Raw genomic sequence first — 24246 nt, 5'->3', positions numbered from 1 at the left:
TTATTGGTTTGTTTTTAATCGTTTGTCGAGATTAAGTAAACACTCTAAAGTTTAGTTGTCGGCAACAAGCACGACTAACCAAATAGGAAATTAATCATGAAACGCTCACTTATCAAAACCATCGCTCTTGGCTCTTTATTAACTTGCTCAGCTGCTGTAATGGCTGATCAAAGTGATTACAAGTTAATGGTTATTGAAGAGGCTAAAACAGCCCCTCAAGAATTCGAAGTTGCATTTAACGATTGTGCATTAAATGTAAAATCAAAAAATTATAGCCAAGCTGAAGAAATCTGCTCAAAAGCAATTACTTTATTACAACAAAGCACTGGCCCACGTTTTAAAGTACGTGAGCTGACTTCATTTGCTTTAAGTAACCGTGGTGTAGGACGTTTAATGGCTAAAAACGAAACAGCCGCATTATCAGACTTTTACGAAGCACAACAAATGTCAGGTAACGAGTTAGTGTCGCACAATTTAACGCGCGCTAAGCAAGATCTCGCGCTGTAATATTTATTACCGATTCAAAAAGCCCATGCTGTTTTAGCATGGGCTTTTTGCGTTTATTAGGGTTAAACTCTATTTAGAATAATTTGGGTCAGCTGTTTCAGCCCTTTACCTTTGTTAGTTATTTTCCATGCAAGGTATAAGTCTTGAATTGGGCGTGGTTCGGTAAGTTCCACAACATGCAGTTTGTTAGCTTTTATATGCTCAGCAATAAGGTTTACAGGTAAATAACCAATGCCAATATCGGATAAAATAGCGGTTATTTTTTGGCTTACAGAACTTACATAAAAACGTTGATTACCTTCGATTAAGTTAGCTGACCACGGAATACCTTGCTTTGCTGAGTCATGCACTATAACCGTGGTGTATTGACCGAGTTCGCTGGGCTCAATGGGGGTTTTTAGTAGCGCTAACGGGTGGCTAGGGTGAACCACCAGAACATTTTGAATATCAGCTATTTTTACCGCTCTGATCCCCTTTTGATTAGGTACAGGGGCCGGTGCGCCAATCACTAAGTCAACGTCATCCTCAATTAAAGCCTCCCAAGTGCCATTAAGTACTTCTTCTTTAATGTCTATCTCGATATTTTTATGCTCATTTAAAAATAGCTGTAGATTTTTGAATACGTCACTTATGTCAAAAATAGAGTCATAGGCAATACGTATCCGTGGCTCCCAGCCATTAGCTATGGTTTGTGTTTGCTCCGATAAATTATTTATAGCATTGAGTACTTTACGCCCCTCGGTCAGTAAATGTTTACCTGCAGGAGTTAAAACAGCACGTCGACCTTGGCGTTGAAACAAGGTTACATTTAATTGCTCTTCAAGTTTATTAACAATATACGACAAGGCTGAGGGTACTTTATTAAGTTGCTCTGCAGCGGCTGCGTAACTGCCACGATGCTCAATGGCGTCCAGTACCAGTAAAGCTTCTATGCTTATAGGGGGTGTATTCATAATGATACCCAATATTAACTGTTCAAAATATTTGAACATATAGAGCAAATAATAGGAGTTATTTAATTTTAATTCAACTTATACAATAGCTGCATACTCAATTGGAAATATACAGGTTAAAACTATGACGATTAAAAATATTACAGCTGCCATCACAAAAACTGAACAGTCTTTTGCAACACTACCATTAAGGCTTATTGCAGGATTAGTGTTTAGCGCTCATGGGGCACAAAAACTGTTTGCGTGGTTTGGTGGCTATGGCTTGGAAGGCACAGGGCAATGGATGGAGTCGATTGGCTTAGCACCGGGCTATTTAATGGCATTAATGGCCGGTGGCGCTGAATTTTTTGGTGGGTTACTACTCATCGTTGGTTTACTGGTGCGTCCTGCGAGTTTTGTACTGGCTATCACTATGGTAGTTGCTATTTTTACCACACACATAGATAACGGTTTATTTATGAGCAATAACGGTTATGAATTTGCGTTATCGCTGTTAGCCATTACCCTAGCTTTACTGATCCAAGGAGCTGGAAAGCTATCCCTTGATGGAAAAATTCATAACAAATTAAATCAATAAGCTGATCACATAAGTGATTGAACTTTCAGCTGCCAATCTGCGTAAGGTTGGCACACTCTACAAACTAAGGAGACGGACATGGGATTACTTGTTAACGGTGAATGGGTCGATAAATGGTATGACACTGAAAAAAGCGACGGTAAATTTGTACGCCAAGATAGCCGCTTTAGAGATACGATTTCATCAGCGCAAAACAGTAAATTTAAACCAGAAGCGGGTCGTTATCATTTGTATGTGTCGTTGGCTTGCCCTTGGGCGCACCGCACCATTATATTTCGTAAATTAAAGCAGCTCGAAGACATCATTTCTATGAGTATTGTTGAAGCTCCGATGATGGAAAACGGCTGGGAATTTGGCGAGCAGGGCGATCCACTTTATAACTTAGATTACGCTTATCAATTGTATTTAAAAGCCGACCCTAGCTATGAAGGGCGTGTTACCGTACCTATTTTATGGGATAAAAAAACGCAGACTATTGTAAACAACGAATCAATAGAAATAATTCGCATGTTTAATAGCGCGTTTAATGAGCTTACTGGTAACACCGACGATTATTATCCAGATGCGCTACGTGAAGAAATCGAAGACGTGAATGCTCGTGTATATGACACCATTAATAATGGGGTGTATAAAGCGGGTTTTGCTACAACTCAAGAGGCTTATAACGAAGCTTACACCGCCTTGTTTGATAGCTTAGATTGGTTAGAAGCTCGATTAGCTAAACAGCGTTATTTGGTGGGCGATACACTCACTGAAGCCGATTGGCGATTATTTACCACACTTATTCGCTTTGATGCTGTGTATCACGGGCACTTTAAGTGTAATCGAGAAAAGTTAAGTGAGTTTCATCATCTTAGTAACTACATTAATGAGCTTTACCAAGTACCTGGGATAAAGGAAACGGTCGATTTAGAATACACAAAGGTGCATTACTACGTTAGTCACGTAACCATTAACCCAACGCAAATTGTGCCTTTAGGTGCTAAACACACGTTTGATGCTGCCCATGATCGAGACCGTCAATACTAAATGACGCAGAGATAACGTATAGGAAAAAATATGCTTACTCATTACCCAAAAAATAGCTTAGGCAATGCTGATCATGGTTGGCTTAAGTCAAAGCACCATTTTAGTTTTGCGAATTACTATAATCCTGCGCGTATGGGATTTGGCACTTTGCGTGTAGTTAATGATGACTGGGTAGCCCCAGGTATGGGGTTTGGTGCGCACCCGCATAGAAATATGGAAATTATTAGTTTTATCCGTAGTGGTGCCATTACTCATCAAGATAGTATGGGCAACAAAGGGATCACCGAGCAAGGTGAGGTGCAGGTAATGAGTGCAGGCACCGGCATTACCCACTCAGAGTATAACCTAACAAATGAACCACTAACGTTTTATCAAATTTGGATTCAGAGTAATCAACATAATGTTGAGCCGCGCTGGGAAAGTAAAAAGTTTCCTACACAAGCTACAAGCAGCCTTAGCTTACTGGTTTCGGGTTATCCAAAAGATGCCGATAGTGCACTGTTTATTAATCAGCAGGCGCGTATTTATGGTGGCAAGCTGGCAAAAGGCACGTTAATAACACAGCCGATTGATCATCAAGCCTATGTATTAGCATCGGCAGGGGAGTTTATTATTAACGATGAGTCAGCCTCAGTTAAAATGAGTAAAGGTGATGGCGCAGAAGTTACACAGACTAAAACCATCACTTTAACGGCAACCACTGAGTGTGAATTGATTATTATCGATAGCAAAAGTTAAGCGCAATTTACGTGCGCTTAACTTTGTAATTGTTACTTGTTCATACTTTAAAGCTTTCTACTTGCGATTTCATTTGCTTATATAAAGCCGATACATTTTTAGATTGTTGCGTGGTTTGCGATGAAATTTGTTTCATTTGTGCAGATTGCTCTTTTAATGATACTAAATTTCGATTTATTTCGTTAGCCACATGTGACTGCTCTTGTGTAGCTTGTGCGGTTTCAGCCGACATTTGCTGCACTTTTTCAAAAGCGTGAGTCAGGCTATTAAAAATGGTAATTACTGAGTCAAAGTTGGTTAAGGTGGTATTGGCATTATTTTGGCTATTTTTGATTGAATCAGACGACGCTTTAACATTGTCATTTAAGCGTTGGATCATGGTATCAATTTCGTCTGTGCTTTGTTGAGTTCGTGTGGCAAGCGTTCTTACCTCATCAGCTACCACTGCAAATCCACGGCCTTGCTCGCCGGCTCTAGCGGCTTCAATCGCTGCATTTAAAGCTAATAAGTTTGTTTGCTCTGCAATATTACGTATTACCTCAAGAACGGAGGTTATATCGGTAGAGCTACTTTCTAGTTCAACCGAATTCGCTAATGCAGACTTAATATCGTTAGCTAAATCTTCAATCGCTTTGCTAGACACATCAATAGCTTGAACACCTTGCTTTACCTGCTCGCTAGATATATCGGCTTCCTGTGCGGTATTTTTTGCAAGCTCTGCCATTTGTTGATTGGCCATGTCCATTTCATGACCCGCACTGACTATTGACTCAGAGGCATTAGCAAGTTTTTGGGTTACTTCCATCGCGGTATCAGATACATCATTTAAATCACCCGTTACTGCACCAAGTTGGCTTGATTGCTGCTGAATATTTTTTATTATTGTTTGTAAATGGCTCAAGAAGTTATCAAATTCATTACTTAAATCAGCTAATTCGTCGTGTGATGTAGTGTTAATACGTTGGGTTAAATCGCCATCGCCAGCGGCTATTTCTTTAATACGAAGGGTAATATTATTGATATTATCGGTTAGCTTTTTCGGAATGTAATAGCCCACACCTAAAGCGACAATAAAGGCAATAATAATCACAATAAAAACAATTTTTTCAAAAAGTTGAATGCTTTGTTGTACGTCTTGTTTTACAGCTCTGGCATGCGTGCGTGCTTCTTCTCCTGCAATATCAAGTATATTTCTTAATTCGTTAAAGCTTTTATCAGCTTTTGCTAAATTATTATCAATTAAAGCGACTTGCTTTGCAGGAGTTGAGTAAATCAAGGCTTTGCTTTGCTCATACCATTGCTGGTAAAGCTGATCGAAGTTGGCATATTTTTGTGTTAGCTGCGGCTCATCAATTAAATAACTACGGTAACTATGAAAACGACGAATAACTTGGGCTGCGTTTTCTTCAAATATTTTTTGATTTTGTGCTAAATCACCGTGTTGGTTTACTATTTTTTGTTTTGCAAGCCGGGCTTGGTATATATCTCTATCGGCATTTAGTATCTCTGAAATGGCTTCTACATAACGCCCTAAACGCTCAGCCCCCACTTTATCTTGCTGTTGTTTATTAGTATAAGCGCGAAGCTCTTCACCTGCCTGATCCATCATTTCGCGTATTTTTATAAATTCAGGTTCAGATTTATTTAAATCACTTTGCATTTTACCTTGTGAGTGGTTGGTATCAATGAGTGTTTTACTATGATTTACCCATTCATTATACAAAGGCATAAAGTTGGAAAATGAATCATGCTTTGCTAGTAATGCCTCTTCATCTTTTAAATAAATTAAGTATTTTTTAAAGCGATCTTTTACTTGCTCTGCGTTTTCTAAAAACTCTGCTTTATTCGTCTCACTATCACCAGTGGCGCTGAGTAAATTTTCAAGTGCAATACGTGCTTGATATATGTCTCTGTCGGCATTGAGAATAACAGTAACAGCTTCAAAAAAGGTTTCGGTTTGCCTTTTCATAGCGCTGTCTTGTATGTAAGTAATTGAAGCTATGGCAACTAGCAAGCCTGCAAGGATCAATGCTAAAAAAGCAATTGGCAAAATGACTTTGGTTCTAATTGAATTTATTCGCATGTTTCAATCCTTGTTATCTTACTGTATCTAGAGTAGATATTAGTCACATAGTGGTGTTTATGCCAAGCAGGTGGGTAAATTAATTGGGTGTTTTTTATACGCCATAAAATCCGTACAAACATAACTGCTATTTTTTATTGGTTTTATTATCCTTGCAAGGCGTATTCCCTTAAAATACCGCTAATTGGTTTATTTTTATAAAGGAATTCTGCTGTTAATGAATTCTATTCAGGCTAGTGTATTTGGCCGTATCTTTACCCCGCATCGCTTTGTCGACATAAACCCACAAGGTTTAGTATTCAGCAATAAAACACAAACAACCACATTGAGTTGGTGTGATTTAACGTCGCCCATTCGCTATGAGTATGGTGTGCTTGGGCAAACACTGCGCTTTAATACCGACTCTAAACAGTATCGTATTTGGATGAGGGCATATGGCAGCAATAGGGCATTTAAAGCGCATACTGATATGTTATGGGTTAAAAGCAATATTGCTGTGCTTAATGAGGTGTTGAGTGAAATAAACCAATTTGCTCACACTCAGTTTTTGCGCCAATCATATGTGGCTGATATAAAAAAACGAGTAGATGAACAATATAAACGCTGGCTACCTTGGATAAAAAGTAGCGATGTTTTAGCAACAGTCAGCACACAAATAAAATTGCTTGAGCAATACAGCCAGTGGAGCGATTCACTCACGCGTTTTTTTCAACATAAATACACTCAATCACAATTAAAGCGCTATAACGATTTTTTTAGTTGTGTTGAAACAAATCCACTCACTGAGCAACAACGCCGAGCTTGCATCATAGATGACGATAACAATTTAGTGCTAGCAGGTGCTGGTACAGGAAAAACCAGTGTGTTGGTGGCCAGAGCGGGCTATTTGGTTAATAGTGGGCAGGCTAATTACAACGATATTTTATTACTCGCCTATGGTAAGCAAGCCGCTTGCGAAATGGATGAGAGAATTAAACAAAAGCTGGGCACTGAGTCCATTAAATCGGCCACATTTCACAGCGTCGGCTTAACCATTATTAGCGAGGTTGAGGGCAAGCCACCTAAAATATCTAAACTCGCTGAAAACGAAAAAGCTAAAATAAAATGGGTTGAAGGATGTTTTGAATCGCTTGCCAATGCTAAACCACAATATGCTAAAGCGCTGGTAAATTATATAAATAACACTCTTAATGACGTTAAAGGCGAGTTTAAATTTAGTCCTGCAAAGCCTAATCATATAGCGCTTTTAAAAGAGATAAAATCTGGCGGTCATTTAACCAAGTTAGCTACCTTATTTAGCCAATTAATCAGCGTGTATAAAACCGCAAATATAACACTTGAGAGCGATTTAAAGCAGATACAGCAAGCCTGGAAATTATTAAAGCCTTTGTTAGTCAACTATAACCATTATTTACTCACGCAGGGCGAAATAGATTTCGACGATATGATTATTAAAGCCCTCGATTATGTAAACACTAAAAAGTTTACATCGCCTTGGCGTTATATCATGGTGGATGAATTTCAAGATATATCACCGCTGCGAGCTACACTTGTAAAAGCACTGCGCGATAGTAAATCTAATAGTTCACTGTTTGCAGTAGGAGACGATTGGCAAGCTATTTACCGTTTTAGTGGTGCAGATATGCGACTTACTACCGAGTTTGCCGCACATTTTGGTTTTACAACACAAACTCTATTAGATAGGACCTTTCGCTTTAATAATAAAATTGGAGTGGTTGCCGCAGGTTTTATTATGAAAAACCCAGCGCAGTTACCTAAAGACATTCACTCAGTTGCAAAGGTGAGTAAGCCCGCTGTTAGCGTGCTAAAAACGCTAAATAGTGGCTCAGCTATAAACAGCAAAATAGCGGAGCTAAACAATGGCGCAATTAAGCATTTACTAAAGGGGATTAAGGGACATTCTGGCAAGTCTGCCACGGTATATTTACTTGCACGATTTCGATTTCAGTTACCTTCACAGGCCGATATAAGTGCTTTACAGCAAGAGTTTTCAGCATTGCATATTGAGTGTGATACGTTTCATGGCTCAAAAGGCAAAGAAGCCGATTATGTCATTATATTAGCAATGAATGGCGGAGCGTTTGGATTTCCAAGCACTAAGCCAACGCCTCAAATTTTAGAGGCATTATTACCCGCAAAAGATAATTACGCATACAGTGAAGAGCGTCGCTTATTTTATGTGGCGCTCACTCGCGCTAAACATAAAGTGTACATAATAACTGATGATAATAATCGCAGCTGCTTTGTTGATGAACTCATAAACGAGCATAAAATTGAAGTATTTGAGTTAAAAAATAAAGCGGTTGCTAAAGAGGTTACTCAAGCGTAAACCGCTTAATACCGTAACCAGCATTAAGCGGCTTTTTGCATTAGCTAGCCGGCAACGGGGGTGTTACCTGTGGGGATTTTTTTCATACTTTTTATAAGCATGTAAATACAGGTAGTAATTAAGCAGCCACCTAAGTAAATAAGCACACCATGGCTTTCATCTGAAAAATAGGTAGCCATTAGCGGCCCAAGAACCGAGCCCACACTGTAACTTAATAGCATTATTTCGGTAGCTGAGACTATTTTTGCCATAGGCAATGAGTCACACGCCAGAGTAATGGCAATCGGGTAAAGCGCTAAACTGCATGCACCTAATATAAAATAACTACTTACTAGGGCCGCAAAGTTATTAGCATGTAAAATACCCACCACACTGGCGGTACCAATAAAGCAAAAAATAGCCATTAATAAGCTTTTAATAATGCGGGTTGATAAATAGCTCACTAAAGGCTGAACTAACATGCCACCTAAAATAATCACCGCCATAAGTAAGCCGGTATATTGAGCTTGATCAGTTTGTGCGGCTATATAAACCGGTAATAATCCATAAATAGGGCCTAGTAATAACCCCGACACTAAACAGCCTAAAATAGCAGGGCGGCTGAGGGTTTTTAGCTCTTTAAGGGCTAGCTTTTGTAAGTTTTGCGTATCAGGTTGTCCTCGGGTAATTAAGAGTGGCGCTAAAATCGCAACAGCTAATAAAGCAATAACAAATAAATAGGGCACAGCATCTGTCGTTCCTAATGGTTTAATGGCAAGTTGACCTACTGCGCTGCCACCGTATAAGGAAGTCATATATAACCCTAAGCGCTTAGCTCGCGCTTTTGCGGTGTTAGCCATTAATAACCATGATTCTACCACTACAAATACGCCAGCAACTGCCATACCAGCCACAAAGCGTGCTATTAACCACATAGTGGCCGTTGGGCTGATCAGCTGGGCGATAACACTAATAATTAATAAAGCTAAAAACCCGATGAAAGCCAACCTATGACCGATTTTTACCACTACGCGCTCTATACATAAAGCACCAATCAATAAGCCTAAATAAAAGACACTGGCAAGCCATGGAGCTAAATCAAGATTGATGTTAAAAGCATTGAGCGATAACGGGATCAAGCTCATTAAAAAGCCTGATGCAATAGCAAAAAACGATAAGCCAATAACCGGCGCTAGCGGGTTATTTGATTTACTATCAGTGGTAAGTTCCACCATTAGATTGTTCCGAAAAGAGGTTAAATAATTGCTGGTTTTAGGGGAGGTAGATAAAGCAATTATTTTAAGCAGGTTAATTTTGCGGCGAATTTAGGCTGATTTGACAACGAAGTAAAGAGTTTTTTAATTGCTAAATGAAAATAGTATTCAAAATGTTTTTTTACGTAAATTAAACGCTTACATGCTATTTTTTTGTATAAGTAAGTTAGCTTTATTGTTTTAAAATTGTTGTATTTTTAAGCGTTGTTTTAAATAAAATAATACTGCTTATAAAACCAAAAAAGCCCACTTTGGGCTTTTTTAGTGCGTTATATTCAACTTATGACAACGGCAAGTTGATGATACAAACCAATCCCAACAATAACATTAAATGGAAAGGTGACACCTAACGAGCTAAGCATGGCTAGGCCAATATCTGCTTTGGGAATAGCGGCTTTTACAGCAGCAGGTGCGGCAATGTAAGAAGCACTCGCCACTAAGCTGCCCAGAATAACCACTGAACCTAATTCTAAATTTAGCAAGGTGCCAACCATAACGCCAATGGTGCCTAAAAATAACGGCGTAATAATGGCGAAGGCAGCCAGTTTCCATTGCTGCCAAGGAAAAGGGCGAAGCGTTTGTGCAGCTACCAAGCCCATTTCGAGTAAAAATAGCGCCAGCACTACTTTAAAGCTACTGGTAAGTAAACTCGTAACTTGGCTACCCTGTTGGGTGCCATACATCATACCGATAATTACACCGCCAACGAGCAAAATCACACTCTTATTGGTAAGCGTTTCGTGCCACAGTGCTTTTAACGATAAGTTGGTGTTTTCGCTGTGTGCTTTGTCGAGCTTACGATACAACAGTAAACCTACAATAATGGCTGGTAACTCAAGCATAACTAGGTACAAGGTAACTTCTGCGCCCACTTTTAATTTAGCCGATTCGGCATACGCTAATGCTACCGCAAATGTACCAGCACTAACCGAACCATAGTGGGCAGCAATGCTGGCGCTATTCGCTACGCTTAGCTTAACAACGTATTTTAAAATAGGGTATAAAGTGAGCGGAATAAGCCCACCAAGTAACATAACCGAGGCCATTTCTGGGAGTAATTGCCAACTTAAATTGCCATGCAGCACCATGCCACCTTTTAGACCTATGGTAAGCATGAGTAGTAAACTGAGAGTGTCATACGTCGCTTTGGGGATAGCTAAATCAGAGCGAAGGATACCCGCTGCTAATCCTAAAATAAAAAACATTACTACAATATCAGGCACGCTGTTCTCCTCTTTATTACTAATTTAATTTGTTAAGCGGCGCTATTATAGGCAAATCTTTATATAGTAAATAATAAAATGAATGCTAACATCCTATAGATAAAAACTTATGAGGTGCGTATGAATATAAGACAACTTTCCTTCCGACTTCTTGAAGTATTTATGAGTGTAGTAAAAACCGGCTCTATAAGCGAAACCGCTCGTGGACTTCATTTGACTCAGCCTACGGTTTCTTTACAAATTAAACGCTTACAAGAAGCGGTAGGTGAACCGTTAATAATTATGCAGCAACAAAAGTTGCAAATAACCGAAGCTGGTATGGCCTTATTTAGGACTTGCCAACAGGTTTTTGGTCATTTTGAAGATTACCAAGATTACTTAGCGGAGCTAAAAGGGGGTGAACGTGGACGATGTAAAATTGCTATGGTTAATACTGCCCAATATATTTTACCTAAATTGTTAGGCCCATACAGTAATGAACATCCGCATGTAGAGCTACCACTTGAAATAGGTAATCGTTCAGCCGTTTTAGCACGCTTTGAACGCGGAGAAGACGATATTTATGTATTTAGTCACCCGCCATCTTTAGAGCATGCCCAAGCTGCTAGGTTTCTACATAACCCTTTAGTGTTTATAGTGCCACTAAATCATCCATTAGCCGATAAAACCGCACTTAAACTGGCTGATTTAGTTCCGTATCGTTTTTTATTGCGTGAAACAGGCTCCGCCACTCGCATGTTATTTGAAAGCGAGCTGCAAAGTAGAGGGTTGGTATTAAGTGACAGTGTGCAAATGGCCAGTAATGAAGCCATTAGAGTGGCGGTAGCTTCAGGTATGGGGATTGCGGTGCTTTCTCAGCATGTGCTGCCTAAAGGTGATAATAGTTTTAAAGTGCTTAATGTTACCGACACCACTTTAGCTAGCCATTGGTATTTTGTGGTGCGTACAGACCGACATATATCACACGCTGCACGCAGCTTTTTAAAGTTTGCTGAGCAACACTTAGAGCTGTATTTAGATGAGAAGTGGGTGCGAAATGAGTTAAGCGGGCTTAATTTGAAATAAAAATAAGCCTTAGAGACAATCAAATATTAACTGGTATCAAAGTTGCTTAAGTTATTTCAGTTAAAGAATATAACGATTAAAGTAAAAATGGATTTGAGCCAATGACTTCAATAACCTTTAAAAATCAATATAGTAGTTATAATACTCTCGTTAACAAAGTGGCAAAATCGAGTGACGTTCTGCCAACATCTGCCGCTGCGGCAACAACCAGTACCGCTGAAAACCAAGCAACCCCTAATTTTATCGCTAAACCAGAAGACAAAAGCTTTTTAGAAAATGCCCAAGAGGCATTAATTTATCAACGTTTAGGTGTCGATAAAGAAACTATAGCTGAGTTAAAAGCAGCAATAGAAGCCTTGGCAGAAGAACTAGGAGAGGAAGGGGTTGATGTAGATGCCATAAAAGAGCAGATTGCTGAATTACAAAAAATGTTAGAGCAAGAATTCGAAAAAGGCACGGAGCGAATGGCAATGCAACCAACACATGAAAAAGGCAAGCTAGTAACCGCATTAGCTTAGATAACGGCATGTTGAAAGGTTATTGACTCCTGACTTTAAATAGGTTTTAAGTGATTAACGCACAAAGAGGGTGAAGAGGCGCTGCGCTTTTAGAGAAGTGAACTACACCATAACTTTTTGTGGCTTCTCATTTACTCCTCATTCGCTTCTCTGTGTTCAAATAGGGTTTAGTGAATTATGCACAAAGAGGGCAAAGAGGCGCTGCGCTTTTAGAGGAGTGTACTACACGATAACTTTTTGTGGCTTCTCATTTACTCCTCATTCGCTTCTCTGTGTTCAAATAGGGTTTAGTGAATTATGCACAAAGAGGGGGAAGAGACGCTGCGCTTATAGAGGAGTGTACTACACGATAACTTTTTATGGCTTCTCATTTACTCCTCATTCGCTTCTCTGTGTTCAAATAGGGTTTAGTCAATTATGCACAAAGAGGGCGAAGAGACGCTTCGCTATTAGAGGAGTGCTCTAAACCATAACTTTCATCTGTAACCAAAAAACCAAGCAGGGGCTTATAAAAAGTAATAGCATGCCCACACTCAGTAAGTTACCTCTAAAAAGGTTAAAATCATCAAGTATTTTCTGCCACTTATACTTAAATAAATATCTGCCCACAACAATATCTAAACTAAGCATTATTGTTAGCCAAACAAAACCCACATTTAAACAATCTAAGTACGAAATAGGGTTAACCCATGGCAAGGTCAGCCAAGTAATGGCATAAATAATCGCAGTGCCCAAAAGTAAGCTGAGTGTTTTAGCGCGTTTTAGAGCGTAAAACCCTTACTCTAATATTGCCATTAATTATCTCAGCTAAAGCGAGCAATAGGCCAACGGCGAGTGTTTTTAAAAGCATGTAAACCTCCTGGTGCTGATCATGTTAATTATTAACGATGACCTTACCTAATTTATAGCTATAACGCATAAGGTGCTGTTCACCATTTTTACAGATTAACTATCGTTATCAGTTGTTATTATGTGTCATTTTTTATAAGGTGAACTTTGCTTATAAAAATAACAATAGGAACGCCGTCATGAAAACCCTTGAACAACAGCTCGGCCAGTATGGTTTGTACCATCGCTCTAAACGAAATGTATTAACCCATTTTTTTGGTATTCCACTTATTGTGTTTGCCGCTTTATGCTTACTCGCCCGAATTGAAATTCCTATTGCTAATTTTAGCATTGATGGCGCGCAAATTTTTGTATTAGCCTCTGTGGTTTACTATTTTATGTTGAGTTTTTCGCTTGGTTTAATCATGGGAATTATTTTCACTTTATTACTGGTAGCTGCCCAGCCAATTGCCGCAATGGCATTAATACCTTGGTTGGTAATTGGAGTTGGGGTGTTCGTGTTTGGCTGGATATTACAGTTTATTGGTCATTATTTTGAAGGTAAAAAGCCCGCTTTTGTTGATGATTTAGTAGGCTTAATTATTGGCCCTTTGTATGTCACTGTTGAGCTACTATTTTTAATGGGCTTTTACAAAAAATTAGAACAGCAAGTGAATGAAATAGCGGGTCCAACTAAAGCATAACCAGTCAAAGAATATAAGGTAAACCATGGATTATAATAATAAAACAGTGTGGATCACCGGCGCATCATCAGGTATTGGTGAAGAACTTGCAAAACAATTTGCAGAGCAAGGTGCAAAGGTTATTTTATCAGCGCGGAATATCGATAAACTCAACCAAGTAAAAGACGAGTTAAAAGGCGAGGGGCATCGTATTATCCCGCTCGATTTATCAATGCCTGAAACCGTTTTGCACGATGTATCAGCGCAAATAGATAGCTTAGGCCCCATTGATATTTTAATTAATAACGGCGGTGTATCACAGCGTAGCTTATTTTTAGAAAACGACTTTAAAGTGTACCGGCAACTTATGGAAGTAAATTACTTTGGCTTAATTGCACTCACTAAAGCGGTATTACCTTCAATGGTGGCACGTAAAAGCGGTTCAGTAGTGGCTATTAGTAGCGTGGCAGGCAAAGTAGGGTCTAAGTTTAGAACCGGATATTCAGGCAGTAAATACGCTGTAGTAGGCTTTATGGATTGCTTACGCGCCGAAGTGGCGCAGCACAACATACATTGCTTAACTATTTGCCCAGGCTCAATTAAAACGGCGATTGCCCATAACTCATTGAACGAACAAGGGGAAGCGCAAAACAAACCTGAGCCTTCAATAGAAAATGGTATGAACGTAAATGTAGCCGCATCAAAAATGCTCACTGCAATCTACAATAAAAAGGATGAAGTAGTAATAGGCCAAGGGTTAAGTGGTTGGGCACCGTTTATAAAACGGTTTTTCCCAGGGTTATTTAATCGCTTAACCGCTAAGGTGGAATATAAATAACTAAGTACAGTACTTAAACGCCAGCATTTAGCTGCTTAGCGCAATGCTGGTTCGTGTTCAGCTTTATGGCTGTTTTTGTACCTTCCAAGGTGGGTTTAATCGATTTTCTCCAGCTTTATAGAGCTTAATTTTATTTCCTGAAGGGTCTTTTAAAACCGCTTCCTTCCATAGATACCTTTGCTCTGTGGGTTGCTGTTCGAATACGATCCCTTTTTTGATTAACTGCTGGCACAATTGCTCAAGGTTATCGTTCTCAAAATAAATTACAGAATGATTTTCAAAAAATTCACTCTCTAAAGACAATGAAAATGTAGAGTCACCTTCAGGGCAACTAAAACGTGCATAATGAGGTGTATCAACGATTTGGGTAAAGCCAAGTGTGCGATAAAAACTCACCGCTTCATTCATATCTTTGACTGGCAAAGTTACTTGATTCAGTTTCATTCAAACTCCCACTTCAAAAAAATAGATAAATTTATATGGATTTACTCTCGCCCTGGCTCATGTCCCTCATAACGAGGAAGCTGAGCATCTAAGTCTTCCCAATTAGCTTTTGAGGTGATGAAATTATGCGATATGGGTCGTTCTGTTATATCGCAGGTCAACGCGCCTAATCGAAGGCGATATCTTTGAGGAGATTGAGCGTTAGCACTATAAATTGGAGCGCCGCAGGTTTTACAAAAGTACTTACGTTTACCTTCACTACTTTGGTAAAAAGTAAGTGTGCCGTTGTAGTCAGTTAATGTCAGATCGCTGGCATTAATAAATCCATTAGTAGCAAAAGCACTGCCACTGGCCTTACGACAAAGCGAACAATGACAATGAATAATATCAGTAACTTTACCATTAATTGAAAAGTTGATTGAGCCGCATAAACAACTACCTGTGTACATCTGTATTCCTTGATTTAATTATAATTCTTTCATTATATTGCATTTTTTCCAGTAAATTTTTGATGTTTTATGGCTTAATTACACACTTTACTAAAAATGCTTTCCTCGCACTCACAAAACCATCAGCGCTTTAAGATTCTGCTACTTCAAACAATGCATGAACTCTTTTGGATTAGATTAATAATTCCACTAATTAACGTTAATGTAAATAATTGTTTATGCGAGGTTTTAGGTGGGTTATGAGCATAAGTAAGAGAAGGCAATAATGCTATGAGTATAATCAGCTGTGCTCAATTAAAAACTAGTTACGATGGAAGTTAAGCTAGGGAATTATCTGGTTGGGCTTAAGTGAATTTAAAAAAGGATGTTTGTAAGTATTAAAACCCCGCGTTTTTAACGCGGGATTGGTTTGAATTGGTAGGATATATGTTTACTTGGCCTTTTTGGCTTCGAGTGCTTCTATTTCATTCCAGATTTTTTCAGCCTCGTCAGTTAACATCGCATAGCTTTTAATATCGCCTTTTCTTTGTGCTTGCATGCCTTGCTCTAATTTTGCATCGTACTCTTTACGCAATTTTTTGATTGAATCTGGCTTTAAAAATGAAAACATCAACACCCTCGTTGTTTATTAGCTAATTACAGTAACAGTACGCAGTTAAGCTGCAAAAAGTTTGCTGTTACTGTAATTAGATGTATTAAATGACTACTTAGGATCTAGTCGCACAATGCCCTGGCCATCTAATCCAAGGTAAATAGTACCATTATCACCTTGGGCTAGGCTGCGAATACGGCCAATACCTTCAAGTAATTTACTTTGTTTAACGACCTTGCCATCTGCTATTTCTAATACGCTAACAAAGGCGTATTTCATTGAAGCGAGTAAAAATTTACCTTTAAGTTCAGGGTATTTATCACCTTTTACTAGCAACATATCTGAAGGAGCGATAGACGGTGTCCACTGTAATATGGGCGCTTGCATGCCCGGTTTTTCTGTTAAATCGGTAAACGAGGTGCCGCTGTAGTTAATACCGTAACTCACCACGGGCCAGCCGTAGTTAGTTTTAGGTTTAATCATATTAAGCTCATCGCCACCACGGGGGCCGTGTTCGTGTGCCCAAAATACACTATTGTCACCATCGAACCACATACCTTGTGGGTTACGATGCCCATAAGACCAAACCGCTGGTTTTGCACCTTTTTGGTTTACGAAGGGGTTGTCGGATGGAATTTTACCATCGTCGTGTAAACGATAAATTTTACCGCCATCACGGCCTAAATCTTGTGGATTAATATCTCGCGAGCCGCGGTCGCCAATCGAAAAATACACATAGTTTTGGTTATCAAACACAATACGGCTGCCGTAATGCTGACCTTTTTTAGAGTTATGCTCACCTTTGTATAATTGTTGTGACTCAAGTAGTTGGCTGTGATCGTTACTTAGCTTTGCACGCATAAGTGCGGTGTTACTACCTGCGCCATCGCCTTCACTGCTTGAATAAGTAATATATAGCCATTGATTATTAGCAAAATCAGGGTGCAGCTCTAAATCAAGAAGCCCGCCTTGGCCGTTGGCATCTATTTTTGGTAGCCCAGTGATTTTAGTTAAGCTGGTGGAGTTATTACGAAGTAAATAAAGGATGCCGCTGCGCTCGGTTATTAATAAGTCACCGTTTGGCAGAGCCTCAATAGCCCACGGAATTGAAATTCCTTGGGCAACAGTTACCGGTTTTACATTAAGCGCTAATTTATCCAATTCTTTAAAATCAACTGCATAAGCGCTGAGGCTGGTGAGCCCCGAAAGTGCAAATGCACAACTGATTTTGGCAAGTGTAGAAAATTTTTTACGCGTTGTTACTTTGTTCATAATGGCTTCCAAAATTAACTAAATTTTAACTACCTTAGCACGCTATTTATCATGGTGTTAAGTATTTGGGATAAGTACAAGTGCACGCAATTTAATCGTTCTCCATTGGGTACTTAAGCGTTGTTAACCTTTAAATACCGCTCTAGAAAAATTGAATAATTACTCTAATGGGGTTGAAATTTAAAAATTCGAGCGTACACTTGTGCGCTGAAGCTTGGGCTTACACGTGTATGCTCAAATATAAAACCCAGCAGAAACTAATGGGTAGTCGATTTAAATAGAGAATTTATAACCATGTTAACTCCGGTATTAGACCAATTTTCAAAATGGTTTTTACACCATCAAAGCTTTGCAGCTTATATTGAGCCAATAATGCAAAAGTTTAAACCTGCGTGGCGCGCTAACCTTTTTCGAGCCAAGGTTGTTGATGTCCAAGCGCTAAGCGGGCGATTTTTAAGTATTTCACTTAAACCAAGTAAAAAGTGGCCTATACATATTGCTGGTCAACACATTAGCTTAACGGTGGAAGCTAATGGACGTTTGCTTACTCGAGTGTTTACTTTGGCATGCAGCCCCGCACAATATAAGGCGACAGGTTTACTTCGTTTATTAGTAAAAACAGATCAGCAAGGTCATTTTACAAGCCAATTGCAAAATACATTAGCGGTGCAGCCATGGTGTAATATTTCTCCACCAAGTGGCGACTTTGTATTTAAAAGCTGGCACAAACCCAGCACGTTTATTGCTGGTGGTTCGGGAATTACGCCTATGCTTGCTATGCTTGATCAGCAGCTAGGTAATACTGAGCATCAGATAAAATTAATTTACTTTGCTAAAGCAGGTGAGCATCAATGCACTAATGAGTTAAAAATGCTGACACAGCAATATAATCATTTTTCTTACGTACTGCTTACACGGGATCGAAGCCCATATTTAACTACTCATATAAATACGGACGATAATCCTGATATATATTGCTGTGGTCCTGCTGGCTTTATGCAAGAAGTTGCAGATTTTACTCGTCTACTTAATTTAACCTATTACCAAGAATCGTTTGCTCTATCCATGCCTAAATTGACTGACGACAATCATTTTTCAGTAATAATAAATAAAGACACGCATGTAGTGACTAGTAATGAGGTGCTATTAAACCAGTTTGAAGCAAAAAAACTCCCTGTGCAGCGTGGTTGCGGCATTGGTATTTGCCATCAATGCCAGTGCATTAAAAAATCGGGAGTGGTGCGTAATTTAAAAACTAATCAATTATCAGATACTGGCGAGCAGTTAATTCAACTGTGTGTGAGCCAAGCCGTTAGCGATTTGGAGTTACAGCTATGACAACTATAAATTATCAACAGTTAGCTGATGATTTAGATGAAATTAAAATGTCGACATTAGCTACAGTTGGGCAAAAGGATGCAAACTATATTCGTTCTATTGTGCGTAAGCAGCGGTTTTGCGAAATAGGCGGACGGATTTTATTGATGCTTGGTTTTGTACAGCCATTATTGTGGGTAGCGGGTGTTTTATTACTTGGTTTGGCTAAAATTCTCGACAACATGGAAATTGGCCATAATGTAATGCATGGTCAATACGATTGGATGAACGACAAACAGCTAAACTCTAAAACTTACGAGTGGGATATAGCCTGCGACGGCCAAAGCTGGAACCGCGTTCATAACTTTGAACACCATACTTACACCAACATTATCGGAAAAGATCGTGACTTTGGTTATGGCTTATTAAGATTGAGCAATGACTTTAAATGGCGGCTAAAAAATACATGGCAGTTTATTACCTATTTAAATCTGAGCGTGCTGTTTCAGTGGGGCGTGTCGTATCACGAGCTCGCAGGCGAGCGAGTCTTTATAGGTAAAAAGAAACCAAACCGTGAAGGTGCTGTGGCGCATGGCACTTTAAAAAAGCGCTTTTTTAGTAAAGGGGCGCGCCAACTAATTAAAGACTATGTGTTATTTCCAGTTTTGGCGGGACCACTGTTTTTATGGGTATTAAGCGGTAATTTTTTGGCAAACTTAATTCGTAACCTATGGACCTCAACCATTATTTTTTGTGGTCATTTTACCGAGCAAACCCATACCTTTTATGAGCAAGACTGCAAAAACGAAAGCCAAGGGCAGTGGTATTATCGCCAAGCGCTGGGTTCGTCAAACATTAAAGGGGCGCGTTGGTTTCATATTTTAACTGGGCATTTAAGCTTTCAAATAGAGCATCATTTATTTCCTGATATGCCATCGTCCCGTTATCAAGAAATTGCGCCTAAAGTGCAAGCCGCATTACAAAAGCAGGGCATTGCTTATAATACTGGCGGATTTTTTCAGCAATACACCTCAGTATTAAAGCGTATATTGCGTTATTCGTTTAAATAGAGACTAATAAAATAGCCGCCATCATAATGTTCGCATTAATTAATCAGCTAACTATAAAATGTTAGCTGATTATTGCATTAAAAGGTTGGTAAGTGCTTTGTTGATTAAATAATCATCAGCACATGCAAAAAATTCTTCTAATTAATTTAAAAACAGCTCGTTTTGCTATGGTTAAATAGTAGCTGGTTGTCATACAATGGAGAAAAATAGACCACACAAGAGAGAATAAAAATGGCAGCATTTGGTACTGTGTTTATGCCGCAGATGATTCAAGCTAAGTTTTCTGACAATCAGTGGGGCGAAAGCTCAATTGTTCCTTGCGATAAGCTTGAGTTGCATGCAGGTGCGCACGTTCTTCATTATTCAAGTACATGTTTTGAAGGGTTAAAAGCCTTTCGTCACGAAGATGGCTCGGTTAATATTTTTAGAATGGACGCTAATATTGCCCGCATGCAGCAAAGTTCTGAATTGTTGAGTTTACCTGCTGTTGATGGCGAGATGCTAAAAACAATGATCATCGATATTGTTCGTGAATACGCCGATGAAACGCCGCTTCCTCCTGGTTCTATGTATATTCGCCCAACCCACATTGGTACAGAAGCTGCCATTGGTAAAGCGGCGGCACCGTCAATGAGTTCGTTGCTTTACACGTTATTATCGCCAGTGGGTGATTATTTTTCAGGTGGTGCAACTGCGTTACGTGTTTTACTTGAAGAAGATGGTATGCGCTGTGCCCCACACATGGGTATGATCAAAAGCGGTGGTAACTATGCCAGCGCACTTGGCCCAATTTCAGCAGCACGCACTAAATATAAAGCCGACCAAATTTTATTTTGCCCAGGCGGGGATGTACAAGAAACCGGTGCCGCAAACTTTATTTTAATTGATGGCAATGAAATCATTACAAAAGCACTCGACAGCACATTTTTACACGGTGTAACCCGTAATAGCATTTTAACCATAGCTAAAGATTTAGGTATGACGGTTAGCGAGCGCAACTTTACTGTCACTGAGCTTTTAGAGCGTGCAGCAAAACCAGGTACTGAGGCAGCACTTTCAGGCACTGCGGCAGTATTGACTCCAGTAGGTACGTTTATCCATAACGATAAAGAATACAAAGTAGGTAACGGTGAACCAGGGCCAACAACGGCACGCTTACGTCAAGCATTGAACGACATTCAATGGGGTAAGAGCGAAGATAAACACGGTTGGTTAACTAAAATCTAATCGGGTTCTAATCTATTAAAAAGCCACACTATTTAGTGTGGCTTTTTGGTTTAAGCTACAGCTTAAAACTTCATTTCAATTTTGCCGTATACATAACGGCCATTAAAACCAAATGGTGAAAAGCCCGAGTACGAGAACAAGCGAGAGAAAGTGGTTACATCGCTCACCAGCTCTCGAGTTGGATCTGGGTATACATCAAACACATTATTAGCGCCTAAGCTCAGAGTAAGGTTATTATTAAGTGCATACGCCACATCTAAATCGGTGATCCATTTAGGTTCTAACACTTCGTTACGCTCTGGGTTTTCAGATGGGTCTTGTGTTTCACCGTAGCGAGTGCTGCGAAGTGTGGTGCGCCATTCGTTAAGTGTCCATGTTGCGCTAAGGTTGTATTTATTGCGCGGTGTGCTCACTTCAAAACGACGTAGCTCGTTACCCGAGAACAAATTATCTTGCTCAACCCCAACATTTTGTAATTGTGCTGGTGGGTCAATAATATCGGTGACTTGGTTTTTACCGTAGTTGTAACCTAAGTTAAAAGCTACATCACCGTAGTTGTCGGTGATTAAATTATAAGAAGCGACGACGTCAACGCCACGGGTTTTGCTATCAATCGCGTTTAAGAAAAATCGACCTTGGTTAGCGCCGGTGCCCTCAAGTAAGCTTGCAACGCCTGCGCCCGATAAGTTATTTGATAACACAATACGGTCATCAATTAATATTTGGTAGTAATCCACCGATAAGCTGAAGTTGAAGTCGGTTGACCACGTAAAGCCTACCCCGTAGTTAGTAGCTTCTTCTGCGTCTAAACCTGGTGAACCCAATGCAACGGCAACATCGCTGCTTGGCGCAAAGGTACCTGTTTGTGTAGGTTCGCCATCTACAAATACAGTCGCTACCGAGGTAAAGTATTGCTGTTGTAAAGAGGGCGCTCTAAAGCCGGTTGATACAGAGCCGCGTAGTGCTAAGTCTTCTGTAAGTGTATAGCGGGTGGCAATTTTACCATTAAGCGTGTCGCCAAAATCAGAGTAGTCTTCGTAACGCGCGGCTACGGCAACATTCCAGTTATCTGTAATAAAGGCTTCTAAGTCAACGTAAAGGCTAACATTGTGGCGGCTGTTGTCACCCGCAGATTCAGGTGTGAACCCCGGGAACACTTGTGAACCTGCAGAGCCGAATGGGCCATTAACCGGATCGGTCACGGCACCACCTGGGCCAAAATTACCACGCGCATAAGAGGCTTCTTCACCTGCTTGAATTTCATAGCCTTCGCGGCGATACTCAGCGCCCACTGCCACGTTAATTCCGCTGGCTAAAAAGTCAGCATCAATCTCACGGCTAAAATCAAGATTAATAGTCAGCTGATCGTAAGTTAGCGTGCCTGCATCAAAACTAGTTTGGCTACTTGGCCCATATGAAGTGTTTAAGCTATTAATAACACCAAAGTTAAAGGCATCTTGGCCATATACCGCAGAGGCATCGTAGTTCCATTCATTAGCAAAGCCTTTCACACCTAAAGCCAGTGAAAAGTCATCAATGTCTGAGGTGATCACCGGCAAAAAGCCATCAGGGTAAATTTCTGTAACGTTACGGCTGTCTTGGGCGCGACGATAAAAGCCACCGCCTTCACCTTCACGTTTACTGTATGAGCCAAAAGAATAAAGCTCAGCATCGTTATTTAGCTGATAACCTGCGTTGTAAAACAACGCAAAGTCTTCAACAGTGCCGTTACCAAAGTTATGGTTGTAACGATCCCATGTGAATTCGCGTGGGTCGAGAGAGCCATCAGGTAAACGAGCATAGTTTTCGCGTTGGTCGTAATCAGAGCGGTTGGTTGAGCTGCGATCGCGATATTCACTAGAAATACTCAAAAAGCCATTATCGCCCAATTCAAACCCCATATTACCTTGCAGGGTTAAGGTTTGGCCGTCGGTAAGCGAGCGGTCGCTGCCCTCAGTAAAAGCTAAATCACCATTGGCGTCCTCAGAGACCGATTGTAACTGCGCTACACCGTCCATATCGGTAATATTTGCACCATATACGGCACCCAAACTACCGCCACTGCTATTGCTTTTAAGGACGATATTAATCACCCCGGCAATAGCGTCTGAGCCATATTGAGCTGCGGCACCGTCGCGTAATACTTCAATGCGTTCAATCGCGTTTGCAGGAATAGCGTTTAAATCAACTGATGACGAGCCACGACCCGTTGAGCCGTTTAAATTTAGTAGCGCGTTACTGTGGCGACGTTTACCATTTACGAGTACCAAGGTGTGATCAGGGGCTAAGCCACGCAGTTGAGCTGGGCGTACGTGGTCGCTGCCATCGGTAATTGATGGTTGGGGGAAATTAAAACTTGGTAATAACGTACTTAATAATGCATTGGTTTCTGTTTGCCCTGAACTTTTTAAGGCATCATTACTGATAATATCAATAGGCACTGGGCTATCTTCAACTGTGCGGCCTAGTCGGCGAGAGCCAATAACACTAATTTGTTCAATGTTTTCTTGCGCCTGAGTCTCTTGCTCAGCGGCATTAACCGTCCATGAGCCAACAAGTGCAGCGGCGATACTTAAAGTGATGGTTTTTTTTGCTGTAAATAGCGGTGTAAGTTGCATAACTAATTTCCCTCATTCGATGCTCTACAGGTGGTTTCAATTTAATCTTTTTAAATTAATGAACTAATTGAAATTACTGTTGTCAAGGTAGACCATTTCTACAATCGAGGTCAATTGAATTACATTCAATCTACATTTTATTTACAGCGAGTAAGATGAGGTGTTTGTGATACCGAAGCGTAAGTAGCCATTTACCATTTAATTTTGCCAATCAGTATATCTTTAAACATGACCCAATCACCCCATAAACTGTATAACGGGTGCTTAAATGTGGCGGGGCGGTTTTTTTCAAAAAAGAAATGCCCAACCCATGCAAAGCCATAACCAATCACCGGTAATAACCATAACAATACGAATTGTGAGCTAATAAGCGCATAGCCGGTCAAAAGCAACACTAAACTACTGCCAATAAAATGCAGCCTGCGACAAGTTTTATTACGATGCTCTTTTAGATAGTAAGGGTAAAAGCGTTTAAAGCTGGTAAAAGATTCAGTTTCTGTCATTACTCAACCTGTTAGTGTTTAAAAGTTATTCATTTATTTAAGCGCAATTTAGCGCAGGTTAACAGCGATAAATGACGTTTACCGCAAGTTGATAGACAAACAAACAGAA

General features: G+C 40.0%; 22 protein-coding genes. 12 read left to right on the top strand and 10 right to left on the bottom strand.

The features are described 5' to 3' along the window. Nucleotides 1-96: 96 nt before the first annotated feature. Nucleotides 97-507 carry a hypothetical protein gene (locus tag MTF66_RS26460; protein WP_010390302.1) on the top strand — a complete coding sequence of 137 codons (411 nt, stop codon included), beginning with the start codon at nucleotides 97-99 and terminating at the stop codon, nucleotides 505-507. A 62-nt stretch (nucleotides 508-569) separates the two neighbouring features. Here the strand turns inward: MTF66_RS26460 and MTF66_RS26455 are convergent, their stop codons facing one another. After that, on the bottom strand, nucleotides 570-1460 hold the full coding sequence (locus MTF66_RS26455) for a LysR substrate-binding domain-containing protein (protein WP_248529129.1): 891 nt from the start codon (nucleotides 1458-1460) through the stop codon (nucleotides 570-572). A gap of 124 nt (nucleotides 1461-1584) precedes the next feature. On the opposite strand from MTF66_RS26455, the gene MTF66_RS26450 reads away from it, so the two are divergent. The 3 genes from MTF66_RS26450 (at nucleotide 1585) to MTF66_RS26440 (ending at nucleotide 3804) form a co-directional block, all read left to right on the top strand. Beyond that, nucleotides 1585-2037 (top strand): DoxX family protein, encoded by a 453-nt coding sequence (locus MTF66_RS26450; RefSeq protein WP_010390297.1) that lies wholly within the window; start codon nucleotides 1585-1587, stop codon nucleotides 2035-2037. A 78-nt stretch (nucleotides 2038-2115) separates the two neighbouring features. Next, nucleotides 2116-3066, top strand: a complete 951-nt coding sequence (locus MTF66_RS26445) for a glutathione S-transferase family protein (protein ID WP_248529127.1) — start codon at nucleotides 2116-2118, stop codon at nucleotides 3064-3066. Nucleotides 3067-3096: 30 nt separating this feature from the next. Next, nucleotides 3097-3804, top strand: coding sequence for a pirin-like bicupin family protein (locus tag MTF66_RS26440; RefSeq protein ID WP_248529125.1), 708 nt, complete (start codon nucleotides 3097-3099; stop codon nucleotides 3802-3804). Between the two features lie 40 nt (nucleotides 3805-3844). Here the strand turns inward: MTF66_RS26440 and MTF66_RS26435 are convergent, their stop codons facing one another. Then, a complete protein-coding gene (locus tag MTF66_RS26435) occupies nucleotides 3845-5887 on the bottom strand; it encodes a methyl-accepting chemotaxis protein (protein ID WP_248529123.1) in 2043 nt (680 codons plus the stop codon). Between the two features lie 217 nt (nucleotides 5888-6104). Between MTF66_RS26435 and helD the strand changes: the two genes are divergently transcribed. Next, a complete protein-coding gene (gene helD / locus MTF66_RS26430; RefSeq protein WP_248529120.1) occupies nucleotides 6105-8237 on the top strand; it encodes a DNA helicase IV in 2133 nt (710 codons plus the stop codon). 44 nt (nucleotides 8238-8281) lie between these two features. On the opposite strand, the gene MTF66_RS26425 is transcribed toward helD, so the two are convergent. Continuing rightward, nucleotides 8282-9451, bottom strand: coding sequence for an MFS transporter (locus MTF66_RS26425; protein ID WP_248529118.1), 1170 nt, complete (start codon nucleotides 9449-9451; stop codon nucleotides 8282-8284). 314 nt (nucleotides 9452-9765) lie between these two features. Beyond that, nucleotides 9766-10713 carry a sodium-dependent bicarbonate transport family permease gene (locus tag MTF66_RS26420; protein WP_248529116.1) on the bottom strand — a complete coding sequence of 316 codons (948 nt, stop codon included), beginning with the start codon at nucleotides 10711-10713 and terminating at the stop codon, nucleotides 9766-9768. Between the two features lie 120 nt (nucleotides 10714-10833). Between MTF66_RS26420 and MTF66_RS26415 the strand changes: the two genes are divergently transcribed. The 4 genes from MTF66_RS26415 (at nucleotide 10834) to MTF66_RS26400 (ending at nucleotide 14645) form a co-directional block, all read left to right on the top strand. Then, nucleotides 10834-11778, top strand: coding sequence for a LysR family transcriptional regulator (locus tag MTF66_RS26415; protein ID WP_248529114.1), 945 nt, complete (start codon nucleotides 10834-10836; stop codon nucleotides 11776-11778). A gap of 101 nt (nucleotides 11779-11879) precedes the next feature. Next, nucleotides 11880-12296 (top strand): hypothetical protein, encoded by a 417-nt coding sequence (locus tag MTF66_RS26410; RefSeq protein WP_248529112.1) that lies wholly within the window; start codon nucleotides 11880-11882, stop codon nucleotides 12294-12296. Nucleotides 12297-13324: 1028 nt separating this feature from the next. Continuing rightward, nucleotides 13325-13828: a DUF962 domain-containing protein gene (locus MTF66_RS26405; RefSeq protein ID WP_248529110.1), complete on the top strand. Its 504-nt coding sequence runs from the start codon at nucleotides 13325-13327 to the stop codon at nucleotides 13826-13828. A 25-nt stretch (nucleotides 13829-13853) separates the two neighbouring features. After that, nucleotides 13854-14645 (top strand): SDR family oxidoreductase, encoded by a 792-nt coding sequence (locus MTF66_RS26400; RefSeq protein ID WP_248529108.1) that lies wholly within the window; start codon nucleotides 13854-13856, stop codon nucleotides 14643-14645. Nucleotides 14646-14708: 63 nt separating this feature from the next. Here the strand turns inward: MTF66_RS26400 and MTF66_RS26395 are convergent, their stop codons facing one another. The 4 genes from MTF66_RS26395 to MTF66_RS26380 all read right to left on the bottom strand — a co-directional run bounded on the left by MTF66_RS26395 (nucleotide 14709) and on the right by MTF66_RS26380 (nucleotide 17402). Further along, complete coding sequence (locus MTF66_RS26395) at nucleotides 14709-15089, bottom strand: VOC family protein (protein WP_055012597.1); 381 nt, start codon at nucleotides 15087-15089, stop codon at nucleotides 14709-14711. A 41-nt stretch (nucleotides 15090-15130) separates the two neighbouring features. After that, entirely contained in the window at nucleotides 15131-15538 is a 408-nt protein-coding gene (locus MTF66_RS26390) for a GFA family protein (RefSeq protein WP_054201063.1), read from the bottom strand. Nucleotides 15539-15968: 430 nt separating this feature from the next. Continuing rightward, a complete protein-coding gene (locus MTF66_RS26385) occupies nucleotides 15969-16148 on the bottom strand; it encodes a DUF6435 family protein (RefSeq protein WP_248529106.1) in 180 nt (59 codons plus the stop codon). A 93-nt stretch (nucleotides 16149-16241) separates the two neighbouring features. After that, nucleotides 16242-17402: a PQQ-dependent sugar dehydrogenase gene (locus tag MTF66_RS26380; protein ID WP_248529104.1), complete on the bottom strand. Its 1161-nt coding sequence runs from the start codon at nucleotides 17400-17402 to the stop codon at nucleotides 16242-16244. Nucleotides 17403-17696: 294 nt separating this feature from the next. Here MTF66_RS26380 and MTF66_RS26375 point away from each other — a divergent pair, with 294 nt between their 5' ends. From MTF66_RS26375 to MTF66_RS26365, 3 genes are all read left to right on the top strand, one after another. Continuing rightward, a complete protein-coding gene (locus MTF66_RS26375) occupies nucleotides 17697-18740 on the top strand; it encodes a flavin reductase family protein (RefSeq protein ID WP_248529102.1) in 1044 nt (347 codons plus the stop codon). Next, nucleotides 18737-19789: an acyl-CoA desaturase gene (locus MTF66_RS26370; protein ID WP_248529099.1), complete on the top strand. Its 1053-nt coding sequence runs from the start codon at nucleotides 18737-18739 to the stop codon at nucleotides 19787-19789. Before MTF66_RS26375 ends, MTF66_RS26370 begins: the two co-directional genes overlap by 4 nt. A 225-nt stretch (nucleotides 19790-20014) precedes the next feature. After that, nucleotides 20015-21016 (top strand): branched-chain amino acid aminotransferase, encoded by a 1002-nt coding sequence (locus MTF66_RS26365; RefSeq protein ID WP_304644689.1) that lies wholly within the window; start codon nucleotides 20015-20017, stop codon nucleotides 21014-21016. Between the two features lie 62 nt (nucleotides 21017-21078). Here the strand turns inward: MTF66_RS26365 and MTF66_RS26360 are convergent, their stop codons facing one another. Continuing rightward, complete coding sequence (locus MTF66_RS26360) at nucleotides 21079-23634, bottom strand: TonB-dependent siderophore receptor (protein WP_248529097.1); 2556 nt, start codon at nucleotides 23632-23634, stop codon at nucleotides 21079-21081. Between the two features lie 191 nt (nucleotides 23635-23825). Next, the gene (locus MTF66_RS26355; RefSeq protein WP_054201058.1) at nucleotides 23826-24137 is read right to left on the bottom strand and encodes a DUF962 domain-containing protein; all 312 of its coding nucleotides are present in this window, start codon (nucleotides 24135-24137) and stop codon (nucleotides 23826-23828) included. Nucleotides 24138-24246 lie beyond the last annotated feature (109 nt).

It is taken from the genome of Pseudoalteromonas sp. 2CM39R (assembly GCF_023161845.1).
This window is presented reverse-complemented; position numbering and strand designations above follow the sequence as displayed.